Below are 23,870 nucleotides of genomic sequence, written 5' to 3' on the forward strand. Positions count from 1 at the left end.
TGTAATTTTATAATTTGTAGCTTAATCCTAAACCTGGTGCAAATGCACTTGATCTATACGTTCCCGCAAATGGGGCTTCAACACCACTTTCTGTATATGCATCATAAGAAGCATCTACCTCTCTAAAGGCTAAGTATAAGAAAGAAGCATCTATAGCGAGCTTCTGTGTTACGTTATAAGAGAATCCTCCTGTAAAACCAAAAGAATCATTACGTGGAGTTTCTGGAGAGAAGAATCCTTCTTGTACCGGAGACTCGTCAAAATAAGCACCACCTCTTAAAGCAAACTTATCGCTTACGGCATACTCTGCTCCTAGGCGTAATGTCCAAGCGTTTTGGTAATTTCTTGGGTTAATAGACTCTAGTGCTACAGATCCATCAGGATTTAAGAAATTAAGATCAAGAGAGTTGTATATATCCCACTCTGCATAATTTACATCTGCGTTAAGAACCCATTTATCTGTAGGCTTGTAAGTGACACCCACTGTCCACTCTGCTGGTAATGGCAATGTTGCTGTAAAGTCAAAATCTCCGTTTACAGTAGGTGCAAGCGGTGAGTTAGGCACATTTGAGAATGTTGCTGTACCCTCTCCTTGCTCTACCTCGATATCAATTCTAGATCTATAGTTTACACCAAAAGACCACTTATCGCTAAACTTAGCATAACCACCTACAGAAAAACCATATCCTTTTACTCCAGAAGCATCAACCTCTACATTTGATCTATTTCCGTTTTCGTCTGTTAAACTTCTTGTTAGATTACGATTAAAGTTTACACCTCCTATAGCCAGAATCGGTCCTCCTCCAAAACTTACGTTTTCAGTTAATTTTGTAGAAAATATAGGCTGTATAAAAATAGCAGATAGTTCTATACTATTTACTAAGTGCGATCCAGACCAATCTGTTGGATACTCTACTGTACTACCATACGGAGTATAAACTGCTAGCGCTACAGAAGACTTCTCACTAAGCTTGTAAGCTGCGTATAAATATAGAGGCGTTCCCGTAGGACTGTCTGTTTGTGAAGATGTTCCAAACTCTGTGTTCTGATACTTTACATCAGAAAATACTCCAAAGCCTCCTACAGATATACTTAGTTTACTTTCTAGGTGCACAAGGCCTCCTGGGTTAAAGAATGCTATCTCAGCACTGTTTACATAAGCCACACCTGTGTGACCCATTGCTAGACCTCGTTGTCCCTGTAGACTCACTCGGTAACCTCCGGCGTACGTCACTGCACAAACAAGTAGCAGAACAATGACACTTAATACTTTTTTCATAATTTAATTTAGGTTATGGGAATTGTGTTATTCGTAAAAATGTACCTTCAAAAATAAGCTATTTATAAAGGAAACATTGATTTTTTACACATTTACTATGCATACATAGCTTTTTGTGATTGACAATACTATAAAAAATTTATCACTTCTTTATAAAAATCTTTAGGATTTTCTGCGTGAAGCCAGTGACCCGCATTAGAAATTGTCTTGATTTGCGCTTTCGCGAAAGCGTTATAAATCCCATTTTTATCTTCCTCGAGGATGTAATTAGATTTATCTCCTCTAAGGAATAAAGTAGCATCGTTATAAGTTGCGCCCAGCGGTAAGGGCTTTCCTATTTCTTCAATATTTTGAATAAGAGCCGCTAGGTTCATACGTAGACCTAAAACCCCTTTTTCTACCCAATAAAGATTTTTAAGTAAAAACATTCTCGTCCCTAAGTCTGATATATAATTTGCTAGAAATTGATCTGCTCCAGACCTACTAGACATCGCTTCGCTATTATTTGAAAGCGCTGTGAGCCCCTCTAAAATAGTTTGGTGATGCTGTGGATATTCTTTAACTCCTATATCTGCAATGATAAGTTTATCTACCATAGCTGGATACGTAACCGCAAAGAGCATTGCTGTTTTACCTCCCATAGAGTGACCTAACAAGTGTATCTTATCAAGTCCATTTTCTTCACAATATAGTTTTAGATCTTCTACCAACACCTCGTAGCTAAATGTGTCACTATGAAAACTTCGACCGTGATTGCGCTGGTCTACAAGATGCACTTGGTAACCATCTGTAGCAAATTGTTTTGCCAGCGTTTTCCAGTTATCACCCATACCTAAAAAGCCGTGTAAAATTACCAGTGGCTTGCCATCTCCTATAATATTTGAGTGTACTATCATTTATTGTAATTTTTCTAAATAAGAGGCTACTACGGTCTCAAAACCAAGATATAATGACTCTGCCATAAGAGCGTGGCCTATAGAAACCTCTAGCAAATCTGGGATGCTGTTATGAAAATATGCCACATTGTCTAGAGAAAGATCGTGTCCTGCATTAATGCCTATACCTAGATCACTAGCTAGAAAAGCTGCCGCTATATATGGCTTTATAGCCTCGTCCTTGTTTTCGGTATAACCATCTGCATAGGCTTCTGTATACAATTCTATTCTATCTGCACCTGTTTCTTTTGCCCCTTCTATCATTTCTAATACAGGGTCAACAAAGATTGAGGTGCGTATACCTGCATTTTGAAATTCGGCTATAACCTCTTTTAAAAAGTCCTTATGTTTTATTGTATCCCATCCCGCATTACTCGTAATTGCATCTACTGCATCTGGCACTAGTGTAACTTGTGTAGGTTTAGTTTCTAGTACGAGATCTATAAATTTTTGAATAGGATTACCTTCTATATTAAACTCTGTAGTCACCACATCTACTAGATCGCGAGCATCTTGATATCGTATATGGCGCTCATCAGGTCTAGGGTGTATGGTTATTCCTTGTGCGCCCATTTTCTCAAGGTCGCTTGCCACCTTTAATAGATCTGGCACATTCCCTCCTCTAGCATTACGCAATGTGGCTACTTTGTTAATATTTACGCTTAATTTTGTCATAGCAATCATATATTATTTGATATCACAAAAATACAAAGAGACCAGTGCTGGGCGGGTATTTTTTCATTATTTTGCATTATGACATTAACAGATTTTATAATAAATGACATAAAGCCTGTCTCAGAAAAAGAGAATATAGGCGAGGTGCAATCTATTTTTACACAAACCACGTACTCTCACGTGCCTATTGAGCGAGATGGGATTTATGTAGGGTCGCTCCCTGAGAATGATACACATTGCCTAGATGCAACTACCCCCATAAGTGATTATAACCACGGGTATGAGCAATTTTTTGTAAGATTTGATACTAACTGGCTAGACGTACTAGAAGCCTTTGCTCAAAATGGCTGCAACCTTATGCCAGTACTTGGAGAAAACAACACCTATCTTGGTTATTATGAACTTGAAGATGTGATGAATTTCTTTAATAACACACCATTTATAAGTGAGCCTGGAAGCGTAGTTGTAATTGAAAAAGGAGTGCAAGACTACTCTTTTAGCGAGATAAGCCAGATTGTAGAGTCTAATGATGGTAAACTATGGGGTATGTTTATCTCAAAAATAGAAAATGATGTAGCAGAGATTTCTCTTAAAATAGGAAGGTCAAACTTTAACGATATACTAGCAGCTTTTAGAAGATACAGCTACATAATAGTCTCAAGTCATCAAGAAGATACATTTCTTACAGACCTACGTGAGCGATCACAATACCTTGAGAAATACTTAAACATATAACTAACTATGAAAATAGGTATATACGGTCAGTTCTACCACGAGGCCGCAGGACAATATATCCAGCAGCTCCTAGATATTTTAGACAAAAAGCAAATAGAAGTTATTATAGAGAAAAACTTTCTCAAACTTATACACGAGAATGACACTATAGAGAAGGACTACAATCACTTTTCTACCTTTAGAGAACTAGATAACACTTACGACCTTTTTGTGAGTATAGGTGGAGACGGTACAATTCTAAAAACTGTTACATATGTACGAGATCTTAACATACCTATAATAGGGATAAACACAGGTCGACTAGGTTTTCTTGCCACTATCAAGAAAAATGACATCGCCGCGTCTATAGAAAAAATACTTACCGGTAAGTACAGCATCTCAAAAAGAAGCCTACTACAAGTCACTACCAATAGCAAAAAAGACCCCATAGGAGAACTCAACTTTGCACTTAACGAGATTACAGTAAGCAGAAAAAACACCACCTCTATGATTTCTGTAACTACAAAATTAGACGGTGAGAATCTTACAAATTACTGGGCAGATGGTCTTATAGTTGCCACACCTACAGGCTCTACAGGCTACTCACTAAGCTGTGGAGGACCAGTAATCACACCACAAACATCAAGCATTATACTCACCCCTATAGCGCCTCACAATCTTAATGCAAGACCACTAGTTATACCAGATGACACCACAATCGAACTGAGCGTCTCTGGAAGAGCAGATCAACATCTTATCTCTCTTGACTCAAGAATAGCTACGGTAGATAATGAAACAATCATAACGCTACAAAAAGCCCCATTTGAGATAAGCCTCATTCGTTTAGAAGGAGATAGCTTTCTAAAAACACTTAGACACAAGCTACTCTGGGGAGAAGATAAAAGGAACTAGACAATAATTATGCGCAAAGGCTGTTTTCTTTTAGGACTGACTATATAGGGTTTAAAGACGCTTTCGCGAAAGCGAACACACACATAATCATCTTAATAACCTCTTATTGCCAGTACCATCACAGAATTGTTATATTTGCAAACTTTTACGGCTATATGAAGTACCTGACGATTGTTTTAATCGCCATTTTTTGGAATTTTGAAGTGCAAGGGCAAACCTATGAGATAGGAGCCTTTATTGGCGGGTCAAATGTTGTAAGTGACATTGGATCAACTAATTATATTGCGCCAAACAAACCAGCTTTTGGAGCGATTTTAAAATGGAACCGAAGTTCAAGACATTCCTTCAGGTTTACAGCCCTGTTTACAGAGCTGGAAGGAAATGATGTAGATAGCCACGAAGCTAGAAGACAAAGTAGAGGATTATCATTTACAAACAGTTTACAAGAAGTCTCACTGGGACTGGAGTATACCTTTTGGGAATTTGATATGTTTAAAGATCGTAATGCAAATGCACCATACTTATACTCAGGTATAACCGCATTTAATCACGAAAACATTTCTAGAGTAAGTGGCGTTACTCAAGATGGAAATGCTCTGGACTTTGCAATACCTATTGTGTTAGGCTACAAAGTAGCTTTTAACTCTATGGTTATTGCATTAGAAGGTGGTGCTCGTTATACATTTACAGATAATCTGGATGGAAGCGCACCCGCAGGAGAGGACAATACGATAAGTATTGGAAATAGAAATAATAATGACTGGTATGTGTTTACAGGTGTGACTGTAAGCTTTACCTTTGGCCGCAGACCTTGTTTCTGCGCATTTTAAATATATAATGGACGCACTCGCCCACATTGACAAAAATAAATTACCCCAGCACGTTGCCATCATTATGGATGGTAATGGACGATGGGCAAAAAAACAAGGACTCCTTAGAGCCGTTGGTCATAAAAAAGGTACAAAAGCTGTAAGAGAAGCTGTTGAGGCTGCTGCAGAGCTGGGCATACCCCACCTTACACTCTACGCTTTTTCTACAGAAAACTGGAACAGACCTAAAGCAGAGGTAGATACACTTATGAATCTACTCGTCTCTTCTCTAAAAAAAGAAATTTCTACACTTCAAGACAATGATGTTGCGCTCAACACCATAGGTTTAACGAGCTCTTTACCTAAGAAAGCCCAGCGAGAACTCAATGAAGTGATAGAAAAAACAAAAGACAACAAAAGGCTTAAACTCACTCTAGCACTGAGTTACGGCAGTAGAGAAGAGCTTATAAAAACAGTACGAGAAATAAGCGATAAAGTTAAAAATAACCTAATTTCGCCAGCTGAAATAGATGAATCTTGTATAAATCAGCATCTTTACACCTATGACATACCAGATGTAGATCTGTTAATACGTACAAGTGGAGAGCAACGAGTGAGCAATTTCTTGTTATGGCAAATTGCCTATGCTGAATTTTACTTTACAGAAGTATTGTGGCCAGATTTCAGAAAGGAACATTTACATGACGCTATTTACAATTATCAGAAAAGAGAACGAAGATTTGGAAAGACAAGTGAACAGATTAAATAGTACAGCTACTTTTTCAAGAGCAACAGGCAGATGGATTTTTATTTTGGCCTTATTATGTAGCACCTTAGTAAATGCGCAAAGAGACACCCCGCTAGATCCAAATATCAAGTATGAAATTGCAGATATAAAGGTTACTGGAACTTCTACTTACAATGAGAATACTGTAATTGTATTTACAGGGTTAAGAGTAGGAGAACGTATATCTCTTCCCGGCACAAAAGTTTCTAACGTAATTAAGAAATTGTGGTCATTAGAGCTATTTTCTGATATTAATCTTTATGTGACGGCAATAGATGGGGATAAAGTAAATCTCCAGCTAGATATTAAAGAAGTGCCAGAACTTAATGAAGTGCGCTTTAAAGGTATTAAGCAAAAGAAAGGTTCTACCTTCATCAAAGACAATGGCCTTAACAAAGGAGCAAAAGTCACAGAAAACCTTGAGACCACCACTACAAACTATATTGAGAACTCATATAAGAAAAAAGGATTTTTAAACTCAAAAGTGTTTGTAAATACAGTACCTGCATCAGACACGTTAGGTAAAAATAAAGTCAATATGATTGTAAATATTGACAAAGGAGAGCGTGTAAAAATTAAAGATATCAACTTTAATGGCCGCGAAAAATTACAAGAAGCAAAGCTCCTTGGATCAATGAAGAACACCAAGGAGAAAAAAATCTGGCGCCTTTGGAAAAGGTCAAAATTTATTAAGGCAGACTATGAAGACGACAAAGTAGCCATTATAAATAAGTACAAAGAAAAGGGATATCGTGATGCTAGAATTGTATCAGATTCTATCATTAAGAATAATGACAAAACGATAACTGTAGAAATAAATGTTGAAGAAGGTCGTAGATATTATATAGGTGACATAGACTTCATAGGAAACTCAGTTTATACAGACGAGCAACTAAGTAGACAGTTAGGTCTTAAAAGAGGTGATGTCTACAATGGTGTTTTACTTCAAGAACGTATAAAAGATGATACAGACCCCGATGCAGATAACATCGCAAACCTTTATCAAAACAGTGGTTACTTATTCTCAAATGTAAATCCAGTAGAGACTAGTGTAGAAAATGACACCATAAACTTTGAGGTGCGCATTACCGAAGGTAAACTCGCTTACTTTAATAAAGTAACTGTAAAAGGTAATGACAAGACTAAAGATAAAGTTATTTACAGAGAGCTACTTACCAAGCCTGGACAGCGTTACAGTAAGAAAGCAGTAGTAGGTACAATACGTGAGCTTGGTCAATTAGGTTTCTTTGACGCACAGCAGCTTACTCCTAACTTCAATAATTTTGACCCAGTAGGTGGAACAGTCGATCTAGAGTATAACGTTGTAGAGCAAGGAGCAAGCCAGATAGAACTTCAAGGAGGTTTTGGTGGTGGAGGTTTTGTGGGAACTCTAGGACTCTCATTTAACAACTTCTCTATACAGAACATATTTAATAAAGATGCCTACAACCCATTACCTATGGGTGATGGCCAGAAGTTTTCTTTGAGAGCACAAGCAAGTCAGTTTTTCCAGACGTATAGCGCCTCTCTTACAGATCCTTGGTTTGGAGGGAAACAACCAGTACAATTTTCTACATCATTCTCGCACACTATACAATACCTTTTTACAGGTATTACAACAGGTAGCGCAAGTGATCGTGTAGATAGAAACAGTAAATTCTTAATTACGGGAGGTTCTGTAGGATTATCTAAGCGTCTTAAATGGCCAGATAGAAACTTTAGCTTATCACACGCTATAAGTTTCCAGCACTTTGATTTACAAAACTATAACACAGGTCTGTTTACCTTTGGAGATGGAGCTTCAGAAAACTTAGCCTATACTATAGGTCTAAGTAGACGTGAGCTTTATGGAGGATTAATTTTCCCTACAAGTGGATCTGACATAAGTCTTACAGCAAAATTAACGTTACCATACTCAGCGTGGAACGGGGTTGATTATAAAGGTCTCGCTATAGAACGTGATGAGGCTATCGCAGATGGTCTTAGTAGCACAGGTAAAACTGTAGGAGAGATAGACCAAGAACGTTTTAACTGGCTAGAATACTATAAAGTAAAGTTTACTGGTAAGTGGTACACACCACTTGTAGGTAAGTTTGTACTACAATCTGGAGTAGAATTTGGTTGGCTAGGTGCTTATAATCAAGATAGAGGCGTACCACCTTTTGAACGTTTCTTCTTAGGAGGTGATGGTCTAGGAGGTTTCTCTCTTGATGGTAGAGAGATTGTAAGACTTAGAGGATACCCTAACCAGTCTGTAACTCCTATAGATAGAGGCGCTATTTTACAAAGCACAGGGCAGGCTAATGATGGTGCTACCATTTACAATAAATTTAGTCTTGAACTGCGTTACCCTATCACATTTAGCCCTCAGGCGAGCATCTATGCATTAACTTTTGCAGAAGCAGGATCATCTTATGACAATTTTAGAGATTATAACCCGTTTCAATTGAGTAGATCTGCTGGGGCAGGAATTCGTATATTTATGCCGGCCTTTGGATTATTAGGTCTGGATTTTGGATATGGATTTGACCCAATTCCTGGTACAACAGGAGCAAATGGATGGGAAACTCACTTCATTATCGGACAGCAGTTTTAATTTTTGGCACGATTATTTCTAATGCAACTCTGAAATTATGAAGACAAACGTTTTTATCTTATTAATAGCAACTTTCCTTATAAGCCTTAGTGCTCAAGGTCAACGAGCAAGTGGTGTACGTATAGGTTATATTGATATGGAATATATTCTCGAGAATGTACCAGAATATCAAGAAGCTTCCTCACAACTTGATGAAAAAGTTGCAAGATGGAAAGGAGAGATAGAAACAAAGCTCGAAGAAGTATCTGCAATGAAAAAACAGCTAGATAATGAGCGAGCACTATTAACGAAAGAACTTATAGAAGAACGTGATGAAGAGATTGCTTTTGAGAGAGATCAAATCTTAGAGTATCAACAAAAACGCTTTGGACCTGGAGGAGATCTCGCTATACAGAGAAGACAACTCGTAGAACCCGTACAAGATCAAGTTTTTAATGCGGTGCAAGAGATATCTGCAGCCAAAAAGTTTGACTTAGTTTTTGATAAATCTTCAGATCTTATGATGCTTTATACTGCAGACCGCCTTAACATAAGCGATCAAGTATTAAGAAGTATCACTCGTGCTGCAAAGCGCAACCAGATAAATAATAAGAAAGAAGAAAGAGACTTTGATATAGACGAAGCAAAAACTGTAGAGCAAGATAAGGCTACCCAAGAAAGACAACGTGCTATAGAGGCAAAAAAATCTGAGCGTGAGGCAGCACTAGAAGCACGTAATAAAGAACGTAATGCACAAAAGGCAGAGCGTCAAGCAGCTTTTGAAGAAAGAAGAAAGAAACTTCTTGAAGAGCGTAAACGTAAAAAAGACTCTATTACAGCTGTGCGTGAGGCAAAAGCAGCAAGTAGAAATTCTGGAACTCCTACTTTAGATAAAAAAACAGGTGATGCGCTCTCTGCAAAAGAAGCAGCACTAGAAGCTAGAAAAAGAAGAAAGGACTCTATAATTGCCGTACGTAAAGCAAAAAGAGACTCAATTATACAAGCTAGAAAAAGAAAAGCAAATCCTTCACAAGCAGATGGCGAAGATGGAGGAGGTATTTAACCTTTATTAAATTTTACACTTAACTCAAATTAGATTACAATGAAACAGTTTACAAAAGTATTAGCAGCAATTGCACTTATCGTAGGAATGAGCAGCGCTATGCAAGCACAAAGCAAAGTTGCACACATTAACTCGCAGTCTCTTGTAGAAGCTATGCCTTCATATAAGACAGCAATGACTGAGCTAGAAAAACTACAGAAATCATATGATGCCGACATCTCAGGAATGGGTAATGAACTTCAAAAAACACTTGAGCGTTACAACCGTGAGGCAGAAACGCAAACAGATGAAGAGAACCAAAGACGTATGAACGAGGTACAAGAAACTCGTACTAACATTGTGAAGTACCAACAGTCTGCAATGCAAAAACTTGAGGTAAAACAACAAGAGCTTATCAAACCTATCTTAGAAGAAGCTAGACTTGCTATACAGAAAGTAGCACGAGCAAAAGGTTATGAGTTTGTACTTGACTCAACTCCAGGAGCAGGAGGCGTTCTTATGGCAGATGGTTACGATCTTATGGCAGATGCAAAAGCTGCTCTAGGTATATAAATCTAAAGCTTGATAACCACTCACTGAGTACACTATCAAATAGTATATAAAAACTGCCCTTTCTAGGGCAGTTTTTTTTATTTTAGAACTATGAGTAACAAGAATGTTATAGGAGTTTTTGACAGTGGTATAGGCGGCACCTCAATCTGGAAAGAGATAGTCACTAGACTACCCGGCGAAGACACCATATATATTGCAGACAGCAAAAATGCACCATACGGCGCAAAGTCTAAAGAAGACATTATTGCTCTCTCTGTAAAAAACACAGAAAAACTCATTGCCCTAGGCGCCAAAATTATTGTAATAGCTTGCAACACGGCAACTACAAATGCCATAAACTATCTTAGAGAAAACTATAAAATTCCATTTATAGGTATAGAACCTGCTATTAAACCTGCAGCTGTACAATCTCAGAGCAAGGCAATAGGCATACTCGCTACAAAGGGCACGCTTAACAGCTCACTTTTTCAAACCACTTCAGAGCGATGGACACAAGGTGTAGACGTTATTGAGGTAATAGGAGAAGGTCTTGTACCTCTTATAGAGCAAGGAGACCTAGAGAATATTGAGCTATACAACTTACTAGAATCCTATATACAGCCTATGGTCGAAAAAAACATAGACTACCTCGTGCTAGGTTGCAGCCATTACCCCTACCTCATCCCATTATTAAAAAAGATGCTACCTCCACACGTAGCAATTATAGACTCTGGGCTAGCTGTAGCTAGACAAACAGAGGCAGTTTTAAAAGAATTAAACAATCTTTCGGGGGATGTGTCAAGTGAGCACTATCTTTATACCAATGGAGATGTGAAGGTGCTTAAAAAGGTCTTATTACGCTTTCGCGAAAGCGTAAAACCCACCACTACCATTACTATATCACACAAAGATTTTTAGAAACGTTTATTGAAAGTAAGCAAGCAGGTTAGACTTCTGACTAGCCGAAACAAGCACCTCTTTACCAGTACTCATAACTACGCTCCCACCCTTTCCTTTTTTGTAACCAGTGATCTCATTCACATTTACAAGAAAAGACTTGTGCACGCGAGCAAATCCAAAATCTGTAAGGGCTACTTCAAAAAACTTGAGCGTTTTACTTACTAGCTTCTTATCGCCAGATTTCATAAAAATCTGAGTATAATTATCATCTGCCTGGCAGTATAAAATATCTTTTGCCGGGAGCACCTCAAAACCATCTTGTACAGGTATAGTTATCTTACCCTGCTTATCCATATTGTGTGTGGTAAGCACCTTGTTTTCTAGTGCATTTTCTTTAGATTTTATCTCTGTCACATAGTCTATTGCTTTGATAAGCTCATCTATAGAAACGGGTTTAAGTAAATAATATGAGGCGTGTGTATTAAGCGCATCCATCGCATACTGATTATATGCCGTGACAAAGACTGTCTCAAATGTACGGTCGCCCACTTGCTCAAGCAGGTCAAAGGCATTACCCTTAGGCATCTCTACATCTAAGAAGACAAGATCTAGTTTATGATTGCGTATTAATATAAGGGCTTCATCTACATTTTCGGCCTCGCCTACGATAGTTACTTTTGGGCAGTATTTTGTAAGGTAGTTGCGCAGTATCTCTCTACTTGTCTCTTCGTCTTCTACTATGATTGTTTTAAGCTCCATAATTATGCTTTTTTAATAAAGAGTTGTACTTGTGTTCCCTCTCCGTTTTCAAAAATATCTGATACCGCAACACTTATTCTATCGCCATACATCTCGTTAAGGATTGCAATACGCTTTTTGATATTACCCATTCCTTTAGATTTCTGTTTCTTTTGATTTTCGGTTTTTAGCTCCTTGCTTCGCTTGCGCCCCACTCCATCATCAGACACGGTTATTACCGCAGTTTCTTCATCTTTTTGAGTAAAGGTTATTTGTAGTTTTCCTTTTTCTTCTTTGTACCTCATACCGTGCCATACCGCGTTTTCTACGTAAGGCTGGAGCAACATAGGAGGTATCATAAATGCGTCTACATCGAGCTCTTTATCTACTTCGATCTCGTAGTCAAATCTATTTTTGAACCTAAAATGTTCTAGCATTGTATAGCGTTTTATGAGATCTATCTCGCTAGAGAGTGGTATAAAATCCTCCTCACTATTTTCTAATACGGCTCGCATTAGTATAGAGAAGTCAGACAAGTATCTATTTGCAGTGCGCTCATCATTTGTAGCTATAAAGCTATTAACAGAATTAAGGGCATTAAAGATAAAATGCGGATTCATCTGTGAGCGTAGACTTTTAAGAGCAAGTACATTATTTGCATACTGCTGCTTTTTACTACTACGGTACATTGCAAAAGCTGTAAGCATAAGCAAGGCTGTCACTAGAATTAATGATCCTATAATCACCTTTTGTCTAGTATCACGTGCCTTTACAAGCTCTTGCTCTTGAAAAGCTAGCTGATATCTACTCTCATTGAGTTGTCTATCTTTTTCTAAGCTTATGATTCGGTTTTGTTGTTCTGTAATATCTTTTGCAAATCTTGTAGCCTGCGAAATCTCTTGTTCCTTACGATTGTAACTAAGATCTACCACCTCCTTATAAGCCTCGTAAGCTTCTTTAAACTTGTCTATGTCACCTTTATCTCTATATACCTCAGAGAGCCTTCTACGTGCATTAGTTTCTACCGTGAGGTCTTCTTTGCGCTTTGCCTCTTCTATACTTTTGTTAAGAAATGTTATAGACTCGTCGTATTTATTTTGAGCAGCCAGTGCAAATCCTATCTTATAATTTTGCTTTTGAGTGGTAATCACATCATCATTAGAAATAGAGTCTGGTGCAACCACACTTAAGTCTTCTATAGCAGATTTACGTAACTCGATCTCTGCGTCATAAGATTTGTTTCTACTATAATAATCTGCAATGTTTGTTTTTGCTCTTACAGAAGATTCTGTTTTCTCAAGACTAGATAACTGCGCCGCTTTGTTATAGTTTGATGCTGCTTCTTGTTGCGCCCCTTGCTGGTCATAAGCATCACCTATTTTTGTACGCACGCGTGCAGCTTCTGAGACTTTATTAAGCTCTGAAACCGTACGCTCTACAGCTTCATAATTTGTAATAGAAGTCACATAGTCACCAGTAGCAACATAGGCATCTCCCAGGCCTTCTTTTACTGTAACAAGCTGTTGGGGTGTGAGCTTTTTGTTTTCTAACCTTTTGTAAAGACGTATACTCTCTTGATAACTTTTGTTATTGTAGTATGCCTTTGCAAGAGCAATCTCTACCGCAGTGCTGGGGGTATTCTTTATACTAAGCTTATAGTTTGTAATGGCAAGATCATACTGTTTCCAGAAACTATAAATATCACCCAGTAACTTAAAACTCTCTGCTCGCTCTTGTGATGACAAGCCCTCTATGGCAAGTGCTTTTGCAACTTGATCTACGCCAGCAGCGGCATCTCTCCTATATACAGATTGAGCCTCGTTGAGATATGTTTTATAGCTTACTAACTCTTCTTTTACATCTTGCATTTGCTCAAGCGCTATAGCCTCTTCTAGTGGTCTTACCTCTATCCTAATGCGCTGCTTGTCTTTTACTGTATAATAAACGGTTTCAAAATCTTCACTTTTAACCACAAGCTCATCACCTACTTTTGCCTCTATACGAAACTCCCCATCGCGGCCAGTCTTTGTGTAAGCACCTCCAGTAACCTCTACATTTACCTTGTTTACAGGCTTCATAGTTTCGGTGTCTAGCACACTACCTCTTAAAATGAAGATCTCGTTTGTGCTACGACTTACGGCTCTATTTTTTTGCTGTGCTTGCATTGCTGGTGACAACAAGGCAATACAGAGTATGCATAATATGTAAATTCTAGTTCTCATTAGTATCAAACATACACTATAAATCTAGCATCCTAAAATCACAAGGCCTCGCAACTTGCTTATAAATGGCATTTTACAACCATATTTTACCACTTTACTCAAATCACTGGCGCGTTCACTCACCCGCAGTGCTAGTTTACTCAATAACGATAATTTCTAGACAAAGTCCTAGCTACTTTTGACTTGTAACTAATTCAAAAAGAGACATTAGATATAGCTCTCAACATTTTTATTCATCTCAAAAAACAAACTTATGAAAACGCTATTGCTACTTGCTGCTACCCTGGGAACACTTACAAACAGTATCGCAAGAGAACTTAAAGTGGAAAATTACGCTTTCGCGAAAGCGGAAACCTCATCACTACACATCTCTACACCAAAACCTGACGCAAATACCATAAAAGTCGCTTTGCTGCTTGACACCTCAAATAGTATGGATGGTCTTATAGACCAGGCAAGGGCTCAACTCTGGGAACTTGTAAACGAGCTTGCACTTGCAAAATGCGGCAATGACTCACAACCAGATCTTAAAATTGCCCTTTATGAATACGGTAATGATCGCCTTAATGCAAGAGAGGGATATATTAGGATGGTGAGCGCCTTTAGCACAGATCTAGATGAGATTTCTAAAAACCTTTTCTCACTCACAACAAATGGTGGTAACGAGTATTGTGGTAATGTGATACAAACCTCGCTCAACCAACTAGACTGGGGTAAAAATGCAAACGACCTTAATTTAATATTTATAGCAGGTAATGAACCCTTTAACCAAGGCCCTATTACTTATGAAAGTGCTGCCAGCAATGCTTGCGGTAAAGATGTAACCATAAACACTATCTTTTGTGGTGACTATAATCAAGGTGTTAAAACACATTGGAAAGATGGTGCTGCACTTACAAAGGGTGACTACATCGCAATAAATAGCGACCGTACAACGGTACATATACCTTCTCCTTATGATGATGAGATTTTACATAAAAATGCTGCACTTAACAAAACCTATGTAGGGTATGGAAATCTTGCCTCTAGCAAGATGGCACTACAAAGCAGTCAAGATACTAATGCAGAGGCATATGGTAGTGCAAATGCCGTAAAAAGAGCCGTAAGCAAGAGCTCAAGGTTATATAAAAATAGTAGCTGGGACCTTGTAGATGCGCTAGATGATAATGAGGAAATTGTAGAAGAGCTTGAAGTATCAGAACTTCCCAAGGAATTAAAAGGAAAGAACGAAAAGGAAATAAAAGCATACATCGCTCAAAAAAAGAAAGAACGTAAAAAAATACAAGAGGAGATTGCCACTCTTAATAAGAAGCGTCAATCATATGTAGCTGCAAAGACAAATAAGAAAGATAACGAGCTGCGCAACGCCCTTATTGAAGCAATAAAAAAGCAGGGCAAAGTAAAAGATTACCACTGGGAAGAATAAGTTTGATACATCTATATTATAATTGCCTCTAGCGACAACTAGAGGCAATTTTTGTTTTTATGATTCTCTTAACGTCTATACAAATCACTCTAGCCGTATAAGATAGAAGTAAACACTAAACTAAAGATTTATGAGTATTTCAAGAATATCAAAAAACACCTTACTTATTGCACTTACTGCAGGAATGATAACCTCGTGCGTATCAAAGAAAAAATATACCCAACTACAATCTGAGTATGACACTACAAAGGTTACACTTACCAAAACTAAAGTAGAGAAAGAGGAAATAAAGGCAAAGTATGCTGCTATAGAGCAACGTGTAGATGATTATAATAATAAAATTAACGCTCTTAAAGACACCAACACAGATTTACAGGCCTCAAATGATTCAAAATTTGAGATTACTACAAATGGTACGGTAATGTCTGAAAACACAAAAAAGAAACTTAGAGCTGCACTTGCAAATGTAGACCCAAGTGAGCTTGCACAAGCACAAACACTTGAAGACTCTATGAATCTTGCCGTATCGCACAAGCTTAAACGCAACCTAGATCGCGATGTGTATGGAAACAACGCTAGCCAAGACATTAATATAGACATAGATGATACGGTTGTACAAATCTCTATCTCAGATAAGATGTTATTTCGCTCAGGAAGCTATAGAGTAAGCAAAGAGGCAGATGATCTTTTAAAACGTATTGCAGCCGTAGTAAATTCTGAGCCTGCAGTAGAGGTTATGGTAGAAGGACACACAGATAGCCGCACCGTTAAGAAGGGTTCTTACCTTAAAGATAACTGGGACTTAAGTGTGCAGAGAGCGACTGCCATCGTGCGTGAGTTGCAAAACAATCACAACGTAGATCCTGCAAAGCTTATAGCGTCTGGGAGAAGTAGCTATGTCCCACTTGTAGAAAATAACAGCAAAGAGAATATGTCTAGAAATAGAAGAACACGTATTCTTATTTTACCCAACTTAGATAAGTTTTTAGCACTTATGGCTTCAAATGAGTAAGTCTAGACAAAGTCTTAAAAACAAGAAAGCCTCATCAACTTGATGAGGCTTTTTTTATTGTGATTACGCTTTCGCGAAAGCGAGATAATAGTTAATTTATTGCAGGGCAATTACAGTCATAAGGATCTTTATTTACTCCTAAATTAAGACCTAATGTAATCTGGTGGAAACCACCATTGGTAAGCACTACAGAGTTGCTCTGGTATGAGTATGTGTAACCAAAAATAAAGCGATCATACATTCCTCCTATAAAAGGTGTAACGTATTGTAATTTTTGTACATCTACAGTTTCACCATTTGTTGTAAACTCTGCTCCGTCAAAACTTCTTCTATAAGATAAACCTCCCCAGAGACGTCCCCAGTCTAGTTTATAATATGCTTTTGCATTTACATCTAGTGTAGCTTCACCCGTTTGCTCTGTTGCTTGAAACATTACAGATGGCTCAAAACTCCAGTCTGTATAATTAGGTGTTACCGCATATGCCATTGAGACTATATAGCGACGCTGGTTGTTAGGCTCAAAATTTTCACTAAAAATATCACGTTTTGCAGGTATTGCGTTCTTAACTGTAAAATGTGCAGAGAAGTCTAAGAAGTTGTAAGACATTCCAAAATCTACATTCAAGTAAGAATCACTTTGCTCTATTCCTGAAATTACTGGATCAAAATCTGTGAGGTCAAAATTAGTCTCATCTAGTTTACCCTGTATAATACCAGCACTTATCCCAAAAGAAAGCTGGTTAAGATCCACAAAGCTACGACCTAGCATTAAGTGATAAGCAAATGTGGCATAAGCACCTTGCTGAGAAAAGTATCCATTTCTATCATTAAAAAGAATACCTCCTACACCTATTTTCTCACCTACTCGACCATTCATACTAACCGTTTGTAATGCTGGTGCATCATCTACTCCTGCCCACTGGCCACGTGCAGTTCCTCTTAACTTTGTGGTTTGAGAGGCTCCCGCCATAGATGGGTGTAGTAAATACAGGTTATCTTGTAAGTAATCAAGGTATACAGGTATTCCCTCTTGTGCAATAGCATATTGCGCAAAAAACAAGGCTATTAGAAAGTAGGATTTCTTCAAACTCATAGGTTTTTCGTTTTCTATACAACAGTAAATCGCCTTGGATATTGCCCCTTGCGACTGCAGTCTATTATTTTTTAAGTAAGGCCTACAAAAGATTTTACTTCCGTAGCTCTCAAATATATGACTTTTTACAATACATATCCTTAAATATGAAGTGAACTCATATCGGGAGATACTATTACAGCAGCATATTTACCAAAATATAACACTAGTGGTATTAAATTTAATAACATCGTCCCTAGTACTCATTCATATACTATTCTATAACATTTTAAAGCTCATCTTCCCTACCTTTGCAAAAAAAATCACCTATGGCAACATATAATATATCTGTAGAAGGAACATCAAATCCTGCAATCAAAAAATTTCAAGCAGATCAATTTCTTGTTAATCACAATAGCTACGAATTTAAAAATATAGATGAGGCTGCAAACTCTCCACTTGCACAGCAACTGTTTTACTTACCATTTGTAAAAACAGTTTACATCGCACAAAACTTTGTCGCGATAGAAAAATATAATATCGTAGAGTGGATAGATGTGCAGCAAGAAGTTGCAAACCAAGTAGAAGATTATCTTAATGATAACGGACTTGTAATTATAGAAGATGTTGCTGCCAAAAAAATACCAGTAACAGTATATGCAGAGTCTACGCCTAACCCGTCTACTATTAAGTTTGTAGCAAATAAAAAGCTGGTAACAACCTCTTTTGAGTTTAAAAGCATTGATGATACTGCAAATGCACCTATGGCTAAGGCGCTTTTTCACTTTCCATTTGTAAAAGAAGTGTTTTTTGATGAAAATTATATCTCAGTCCAGAAGTATGATATGGCAGAGTGGGATGAGGTTGTAACTGAGACACGTGAGTTTATACGTGACTACATTCAAGATGGAAAAGAAATCGTAACTGCAGAGCAGCTCAAAACTCCTCAACAAGTAGACGCCATCGCCGAAGAAAAGTTTGAAACTCTAGATGACGTATCAAAAGAGATTGTAAATATTATAGAAGAATATGTAAAACCTGCCGTTGCTAGTGATGGAGGTAATATCGTATTTAAACATTATGATGAGAAGACCCAAAACGTCTCGGTAATTTTACAAGGTGCTTGTAGCGGTTGTCCTTCTAGTACGTTTACACTTAAAAACGGAATAGAAAATATGCTTAAGCAAATGCTACCAGGTAAGATTAATATGGTAGAAGCTATTAACGGCTAGATTTAAATTTCACAAAATTAAAAAAGCCTCATTACATAAAAATGTAATGAGGCTTTTTCAGTTAGAGTAACGTTTACTATTTAAAAGCATTCTCACCTGTAATATCAAGACCTGTTATAAGCAAGTGTATGTCGTGCGTACCTTCATACGTAATTACACTCTCTAGGTTCATCATATGGCGCATAATACTATACTCTCCTGTAATACCCATACCACCTAGCATCTGGCGTGCCTCACGAGCAATTTTTATAGCCATCTCGACATTATTACGTTTTGCCATAGATATTTGTGCCGACGTAGCTCTATCTTCATTTTTGAGCTGTCCTAATCTAAAAGCTAGTAATTGTGCCTTTGTAATCTCTGTAATCATTTCTGCCAGCTTCTTTTGCTGCAATTGGAAAGCGGCAATAGGCTTCCCAAATTGGATACGCTCTTTTGCATAACGCAATGCAGTATCATAACAGTCCATTGCGGCTCCTATCGCTCCCCAAGCAATACCAAAACGTGCCGAATCAAGACAACCTAATGGCGCTCCTAATCCAGATTTATTTGGTAATAAATTTTCTTTAGGCACTTTTACATCTTGAAAGATAAGCTCTCCTGTTGCACTTGCTCTAAGTGACCATTTATTGTGAGTCTCTGGAGTAGAAAATCCTTCCATTCCTCTTTCTACAATAAGACCGTGTATACGTCCCTCTTCATTTTTTGCCCACACAACAGCCACATCACAAAATGGGCTATTTGAGATCCAAAGTTTTGCCCCGTTTAAAAGATAATGGTCTCCCATATCTTTAAAGTTTGTAACCATTCCACTAGGGTTAGACCCGTGATCTGGTTCTGTAAGTCCAAAAGATCCCATAAACTCACCAGAGGCTAGTTTTGGTAAAAACTTGTTACGTTGCTCTTCAGAGCCATATTTCCATATAGGATACATCACTAGTGAAGATTGTACAGAAGCTGTAGATCGCACACCAGAGTCACCACGCTCTATCTCTTGCATTATAAGTCCGTAAGAAATTTGATCTAAGCCAGCTCCGCCATATTGCTCAGGAATATATGGTCCAAAAGCACCTATCTCTGCTAGGCCTGGAATGATAGATTTTGGGAACTTTGCATCTTGCGCTGCTTGTTCTATTATAGGTGATACATCACGCTTTACCCAAGCACGGGCAGCATCACGTATTAATTTATGTTCTTCGGTAAGAAGGTCGTCTAGATTATAATAATCTGGAGCCTCAAAAAGATCTGGTTTCATAGCTTAGTTTTTTGCATCGTAAAAGTAGCGAAAACGTTTTCAATGCCCAAAACCCAGCTTACATTTTGATATAGAAGTCTTTAACCAGTGAGACATATGCATCCGTATAATCGTGACGTGACTTTTCGATAATAAGCGTTGTTATCTCTGCGGGACTTTGCGGGGTTACGCTTTCGCGAAAGCGGTCTTCACCATCTACAACTTCTTCATCTTGAGCAGCAAATGAGAAAGACATAAGACTGCGCTTTAATGGTGCGTCTGGGGTTCCTTTTACTCTGGTAATTCTTGTAGGTGCAAGTTGCGCTCTAGAACATAGCAAAATAAAATCCTCTTCACGCTCATAAGGGATTATCACGTTAAATGTACCTTCTGGTGAAAGCAGCTTTGCTACCGCTCCCACAAGTAATTCAAAAGGCATCGCAGACTCAAACCTTGCTTGCTCTCGTGCATCTTGGGCTGCACCATCATTTTGCGACTTTTCTTTTAATGCGTCTTGTGAGGCCTGTGTGAGATCTTCTGTATAAAATGGCGGGTTACAAACTATAAGGTCATACTCATCATCTACCTCTGCCGCAAACTCGTATAAATGTGCGTGGTAACAAAACAGACGATCGCCCCAGTCACTGTTTTCAAAATTTTCGGTAGCCTGCTCATAAGCATTATCATCTAGCTCTACGGCATCTATAGTTTGTGCATCACAGCGCTGAGCAAGCATAAGTGCAATCACACCTGTACCTGTCCCTATATCAAGTATGCTATCTGGATATGCCTCTGTAGACGTCCAAGCACCTAGCAAGACACCATCTGTGCCTATTTTCATCGCACAACGATCTTGAGCGATGGTAAAGTATTTGAATTTAAAGGGTTTTGATGACATTATATGTATAAATCTATCAAGCCTTCAGGTAGTTCAAAATGCATTTGCTTGTTCTCGCGGTCTACCTTTTTGATAAAGTCATCTACCATAGGGATGAGTACTTGAGAGCCATCGCGGTCTATCTCAAAAATAGCCTGTGTGTTACTATCATTTACATAAGTGATGGTACCTATCTCACCAAAAGCTTTGTCTACCGCAGTAAAGCCTACTACCTCGTGGAAGTAAAATTGATCACCGGTTAACTCTGGCAATAGGTCTAGTGGAAGGTATAAACCAGCTCCTATCATATCATCTGCATCTTCTTCTGTATCTATATCTTCAAATTTTACACGGAGCAGTGTAGACTTGTGTAATTGTGAAGACTCGATAAAATAAGGCACAAGACTAGGCCCAAAATCGATAAAGACAGAGTCCATATCTACATACTGTTCTGGCTCGTCTGTATCTAGTTTTGCGAGTAGTTCTCCTTTAAAACTGTACTTACGTACTATTTTACCTAGGTAAAAACATTCTTCCTTTTTCATAGGTTGTAAAAATACAATGATATCTTATAAAATAAGAAAACGTCCTAATAATTACATTAGGACGTTTCTGTTACATTTATAAAGCCCGTGGGCTTATAATGCTGTTTACTCTTCAGAGTCTGAAGCTGCTGCTTCACCCTCTGCACCAGGAGCATCCTCAGCATCTGCAACCACTTCTGGTTGTGCTGCTGCGATACGAGCCTCGTTTACAGCTTTCTCAGCTGCAAGAGCGTCTGCTTTTGCTTTTTCTTCTGCTTTAGAAAGGTCACCTTTCTTAGCTGCAACTTTAGAAGCTTTTTCTTCTAACCAAGCGTTGAATTTTTCTTCTGCTTGCTCTTCAGTAAGCGCTCCTTTACGTACACCACCTGCAAGGTGATTTTTGAGCATTGCTCCTTTGTACGATAAAAGACGTTTTGCCGTCTCAGTAGGCTGCGCTCCGTTTTGTAACCAAGTTACAGCTCCATCTACATCTAGATCAATCTGTGCTGGGTTAGTGTTTGGATTGTAAGTACCTATTTTTTCTAAGTATTTACCATCTCTCTTTGCGCGTGCATCTGCTGCTACGATCCAGTAAAAAGGTTTTCCTTTTTTACCGTGTCTTTGTAATCTAATTTTAACTGACATAAAAGTTAATTTGTGGGGTACCCGACCCCTGTTTTTATTTAAGTCTGCAAATATACTACAATTTTTAATCCTTTCGACACGTTATGTCTTTAATATAGAGTACTTTTGCAAAATATTTAAGACACCCCTCAATGAAAGTATTATTTCTTACATTTTTAAGTGTAATGCTCTTTACTTCTTGTAGTACTATAGAAGACAATAGTCCAGCCTTACAAGGAATTAAAGACAGCTTACTCTTTAGAGCAAATGACTCAAGAGCCATTTTTAACATAGATGGCAGTCTAGTAGTCGCTGGAGAACGCGGCCTTGAAGCTGTAAACATTCTCGTCAATAATCAAAGCCAGAGTCCTGTAACCCTAGGAGGTGCAAATAACACAAACATCGCAACCTATACAGATGAGAACGGCATAGAGTACAGCACTCTTAACGCGCTATCTACCGGAAATTTTATCTACACTCTTAACGGAGACAACAGCCTCTCTGGAGAGTTTAACTTTACCGCATATACAGAATCACTACAAGACTCTGTTTTCTTTTATAGAGGTGTTGCATATCAAGTCCCTATACTAAGTCCTTTAATGAATGAACCAGAAGTAATTGTACTTCAAAACAACTTTACTGCAAAGGTAAATACGATAACGTTTACTCCTACTATCATAAATAGTTCGGTATCTGGTAATCTTATAACCGTAGTGGGACAAACTTCTACCACATCTCTTGCGTTAAACTTTCCGCTCAACACAATGCCAGGTGACTATTTATTAGGTACAAATCCAGACCTTTCGGCTGGTTATACGGTTCCCAATGGAGTGTCTAATGCTACTTCTGGAGAGCTTACCATCATTACAAATGACGCAGCAAATGAGCTTATTGTAGGCACCTTTTCTTTTCAAACAGATGATGGGTTTGATGTAACAGAAGGTGCATTTACTATAAATTACTAAAGTTTATTACGCTTTCGCGAAAGCGGAACCACGCATAATACGAGCACTCCACAAGGGGTGCTTTTTCTTTTATGTTAAGTATTTTAAGACACTTAACAGAGATTTACGTTAATATGCGCCAAATCTAGTGCTATGAGGTTAAAGGTGGTTAAACCTCTATCCCAAAGCCCTGTCTCCCTGTACCTTTACATCATTACTAACAACAAAAACATATTATGAGCTATACAGAAGAAGTAGGAAATAAGTTAAACAATTTATTAACCAAGTCATATGATGCAGAAGCTGGCTACAAGAAAGCAGCAGAAAAAGTAAGCAACACAGGACTAAAAAACTTTTTTAAAAACCGTGCTCAAGATCGATATAACTTTGGACACGAAATTAAGGAAGAGGTACGCAGCTTTGGCCAAGAAGTAGACAAAGGAACAAGCTTTACAGCAGATGCGCACAGAGCGTGGATGGATGTAAAAGCAGCTTTTACAACAGATAATGACGAAGCGGTTTTAGAAGAAGCAATACGAGGAGAAAAGGCCTCTGTAGAAACATATAACGAAGTACTCGCAGAGACTTCATTACCAAACTCAACAAGAACAATACTAGAAAAACAACGTAATAGTATACAGAATGCTCTTAACGAAGTAAAAACTCTTGAAGAGTGGGCATAATTGCCACATTTTAAAAAATTGGATTTGAAAAAGGAGAAAAATCCCAACCAGTAGGTTGGGATTTTTTTTTGCATCAATTTCTCATCATCAGCCACTTATAAC

23 protein-coding genes are annotated in these 23,870 nt (G+C 38.1%); 13 read left to right on the forward strand and 10 right to left on the reverse strand.

Annotated features, from left to right (window positions below; all coding sequences use genetic code 11):
- Positions 1–7: 7 nt before the first annotated feature.
- The 3 genes from MED134_RS07495 to MED134_RS07505 all read right to left on the reverse strand — a co-directional run bounded on the left by MED134_RS07495 (position 8) and on the right by MED134_RS07505 (position 2,889).
- Entirely contained in the window at positions 8–1,279 is a 1,272-nt protein-coding gene (locus tag MED134_RS07495; RefSeq protein WP_038597509.1) for an OmpP1/FadL family transporter, read from the reverse strand.
- Between the two features lie 128 nt (positions 1,280–1,407).
- Positions 1,408–2,175 (reverse strand): alpha/beta fold hydrolase, encoded by a 768-nt coding sequence (locus MED134_RS07500; protein WP_038597512.1) that lies wholly within the window; start codon positions 2,173–2,175, stop codon positions 1,408–1,410.
- Entirely contained in the window at positions 2,176–2,889 is a 714-nt protein-coding gene (locus tag MED134_RS07505) for a pyridoxine 5'-phosphate synthase (RefSeq protein WP_038601022.1), read from the reverse strand. It lies immediately after the preceding gene.
- 78 nt (positions 2,890–2,967) lie between these two features.
- Between MED134_RS07505 and MED134_RS07510 the strand changes: the two genes are divergently transcribed.
- The 8 genes from MED134_RS07510 to murI all read left to right on the forward strand — a co-directional run bounded on the left by MED134_RS07510 (position 2,968) and on the right by murI (position 11,198).
- Positions 2,968–3,624 (forward strand): CBS domain-containing protein, encoded by a 657-nt coding sequence (locus MED134_RS07510; RefSeq protein WP_035325779.1) that lies wholly within the window; start codon positions 2,968–2,970, stop codon positions 3,622–3,624.
- Positions 3,625–3,630: 6 nt separating this feature from the next.
- Complete coding sequence (locus tag MED134_RS07515) at positions 3,631–4,515, forward strand: NAD kinase (protein WP_038597515.1); 885 nt, start codon at positions 3,631–3,633, stop codon at positions 4,513–4,515.
- Between the two features lie 155 nt (positions 4,516–4,670).
- A complete protein-coding gene (locus MED134_RS07520; protein ID WP_038597518.1) occupies positions 4,671–5,345 on the forward strand; it encodes a DUF6089 family protein in 675 nt (224 codons plus the stop codon).
- A 7-nt stretch (positions 5,346–5,352) separates the two neighbouring features.
- The gene (locus tag MED134_RS07525) at positions 5,353–6,093 is read left to right on the forward strand and encodes an isoprenyl transferase (protein WP_035325783.1); all 741 of its coding nucleotides are present in this window, start codon (positions 5,353–5,355) and stop codon (positions 6,091–6,093) included.
- A complete protein-coding gene (locus tag MED134_RS07530; protein ID WP_084811641.1) occupies positions 6,026–8,707 on the forward strand; it encodes an outer membrane protein assembly factor in 2,682 nt (893 codons plus the stop codon). The genes MED134_RS07525 and MED134_RS07530 overlap by 68 nt, the downstream gene beginning before the upstream one ends.
- Before the next feature lie 37 nt (positions 8,708–8,744).
- The gene (locus tag MED134_RS07535) at positions 8,745–9,749 is read left to right on the forward strand and encodes an OmpH family outer membrane protein (protein WP_038597524.1); all 1,005 of its coding nucleotides are present in this window, start codon (positions 8,745–8,747) and stop codon (positions 9,747–9,749) included.
- Positions 9,750–9,788: 39 nt separating this feature from the next.
- Positions 9,789–10,301 carry an OmpH family outer membrane protein gene (locus MED134_RS07540; protein WP_038597527.1) on the forward strand — a complete coding sequence of 171 codons (513 nt, stop codon included), beginning with the start codon at positions 9,789–9,791 and terminating at the stop codon, positions 10,299–10,301.
- Positions 10,302–10,391: 90 nt separating this feature from the next.
- On the forward strand, positions 10,392–11,198 hold the full coding sequence (gene murI, locus MED134_RS07545; protein ID WP_038597530.1) for a glutamate racemase: 807 nt from the start codon (positions 10,392–10,394) through the stop codon (positions 11,196–11,198).
- A gap of 6 nt (positions 11,199–11,204) precedes the next feature.
- Here the strand turns inward: murI and MED134_RS07550 are convergent, their stop codons facing one another.
- Both MED134_RS07550 and MED134_RS07555 read right to left on the reverse strand, forming a co-directional pair.
- Positions 11,205–11,939: a LytR/AlgR family response regulator transcription factor gene (locus MED134_RS07550; RefSeq protein ID WP_038597533.1), complete on the reverse strand. Its 735-nt coding sequence runs from the start codon at positions 11,937–11,939 to the stop codon at positions 11,205–11,207.
- A gap of 2 nt (positions 11,940–11,941) precedes the next feature.
- The gene (locus MED134_RS07555; RefSeq protein ID WP_038597536.1) at positions 11,942–14,140 is read right to left on the reverse strand and encodes a histidine kinase; all 2,199 of its coding nucleotides are present in this window, start codon (positions 14,138–14,140) and stop codon (positions 11,942–11,944) included.
- A gap of 253 nt (positions 14,141–14,393) precedes the next feature.
- On the opposite strand from MED134_RS07555, the gene MED134_RS07560 reads away from it, so the two are divergent.
- Together MED134_RS07560 and MED134_RS07565 are read left to right on the forward strand one after the other, a co-directional pair.
- Complete coding sequence (locus tag MED134_RS07560; protein ID WP_038597539.1) at positions 14,394–15,566, forward strand: VWA domain-containing protein; 1,173 nt, start codon at positions 14,394–14,396, stop codon at positions 15,564–15,566.
- Between the two features lie 130 nt (positions 15,567–15,696).
- Positions 15,697–16,578 (forward strand): flagellar motor protein MotB, encoded by an 882-nt coding sequence (locus tag MED134_RS07565; protein ID WP_038597542.1) that lies wholly within the window; start codon positions 15,697–15,699, stop codon positions 16,576–16,578.
- A gap of 91 nt (positions 16,579–16,669) precedes the next feature.
- Here MED134_RS07565 and MED134_RS07570 read toward each other — a convergent pair whose 3' ends face one another.
- Positions 16,670–17,671 (reverse strand): type IX secretion system membrane protein PorP/SprF, encoded by a 1,002-nt coding sequence (locus tag MED134_RS07570; RefSeq protein ID WP_038597545.1) that lies wholly within the window; start codon positions 17,669–17,671, stop codon positions 16,670–16,672.
- Positions 17,672–17,979: 308 nt separating this feature from the next.
- Here MED134_RS07570 and MED134_RS07575 point away from each other — a divergent pair, with 308 nt between their 5' ends.
- Positions 17,980–18,882, forward strand: a complete 903-nt coding sequence (locus MED134_RS07575; protein ID WP_038597548.1) for an iron-sulfur cluster biogenesis protein NfuA — start codon at positions 17,980–17,982, stop codon at positions 18,880–18,882.
- A 76-nt stretch (positions 18,883–18,958) separates the two neighbouring features.
- On the opposite strand, the gene MED134_RS07580 is transcribed toward MED134_RS07575, so the two are convergent.
- The 4 genes from MED134_RS07580 to MED134_RS07595 form a co-directional block, all read right to left on the reverse strand.
- A complete protein-coding gene (locus MED134_RS07580) occupies positions 18,959–20,137 on the reverse strand; it encodes an acyl-CoA dehydrogenase family protein (RefSeq protein ID WP_038597551.1) in 1,179 nt (392 codons plus the stop codon).
- Positions 20,138–20,195: 58 nt separating this feature from the next.
- On the reverse strand, positions 20,196–21,014 hold the full coding sequence (locus MED134_RS07585) for a tRNA1(Val) (adenine(37)-N6)-methyltransferase (protein ID WP_038597554.1): 819 nt from the start codon (positions 21,012–21,014) through the stop codon (positions 20,196–20,198).
- Positions 21,014–21,538, reverse strand: a complete 525-nt coding sequence (rimM, locus tag MED134_RS07590) for a ribosome maturation factor RimM (RefSeq protein ID WP_038597557.1) — start codon at positions 21,536–21,538, stop codon at positions 21,014–21,016. The genes MED134_RS07585 and rimM overlap by 1 nt, the downstream gene beginning before the upstream one ends.
- 105 nt (positions 21,539–21,643) lie before the next feature.
- A complete protein-coding gene (locus MED134_RS07595; protein WP_035325802.1) occupies positions 21,644–22,162 on the reverse strand; it encodes a 30S ribosomal protein S16 in 519 nt (172 codons plus the stop codon).
- 131 nt (positions 22,163–22,293) lie between these two features.
- On the opposite strand from MED134_RS07595, the gene MED134_RS07600 reads away from it, so the two are divergent.
- Both MED134_RS07600 and MED134_RS07605 read left to right on the forward strand, forming a co-directional pair.
- Positions 22,294–23,106 (forward strand): DUF6252 family protein, encoded by an 813-nt coding sequence (locus tag MED134_RS07600; RefSeq protein WP_038597560.1) that lies wholly within the window; start codon positions 22,294–22,296, stop codon positions 23,104–23,106.
- A gap of 215 nt (positions 23,107–23,321) precedes the next feature.
- Positions 23,322–23,768: a ferritin-like domain-containing protein gene (locus MED134_RS07605; protein ID WP_038597563.1), complete on the forward strand. Its 447-nt coding sequence runs from the start codon at positions 23,322–23,324 to the stop codon at positions 23,766–23,768.
- The last annotated feature ends 102 nt before the right edge of the window (positions 23,769–23,870 follow it).

It is taken from the genome of Dokdonia sp. MED134, from assembly GCF_000152925.2.
In the GTDB taxonomy this organism is placed as follows: Bacteria; Bacteroidota; Bacteroidia; order Flavobacteriales; family Flavobacteriaceae; genus Dokdonia.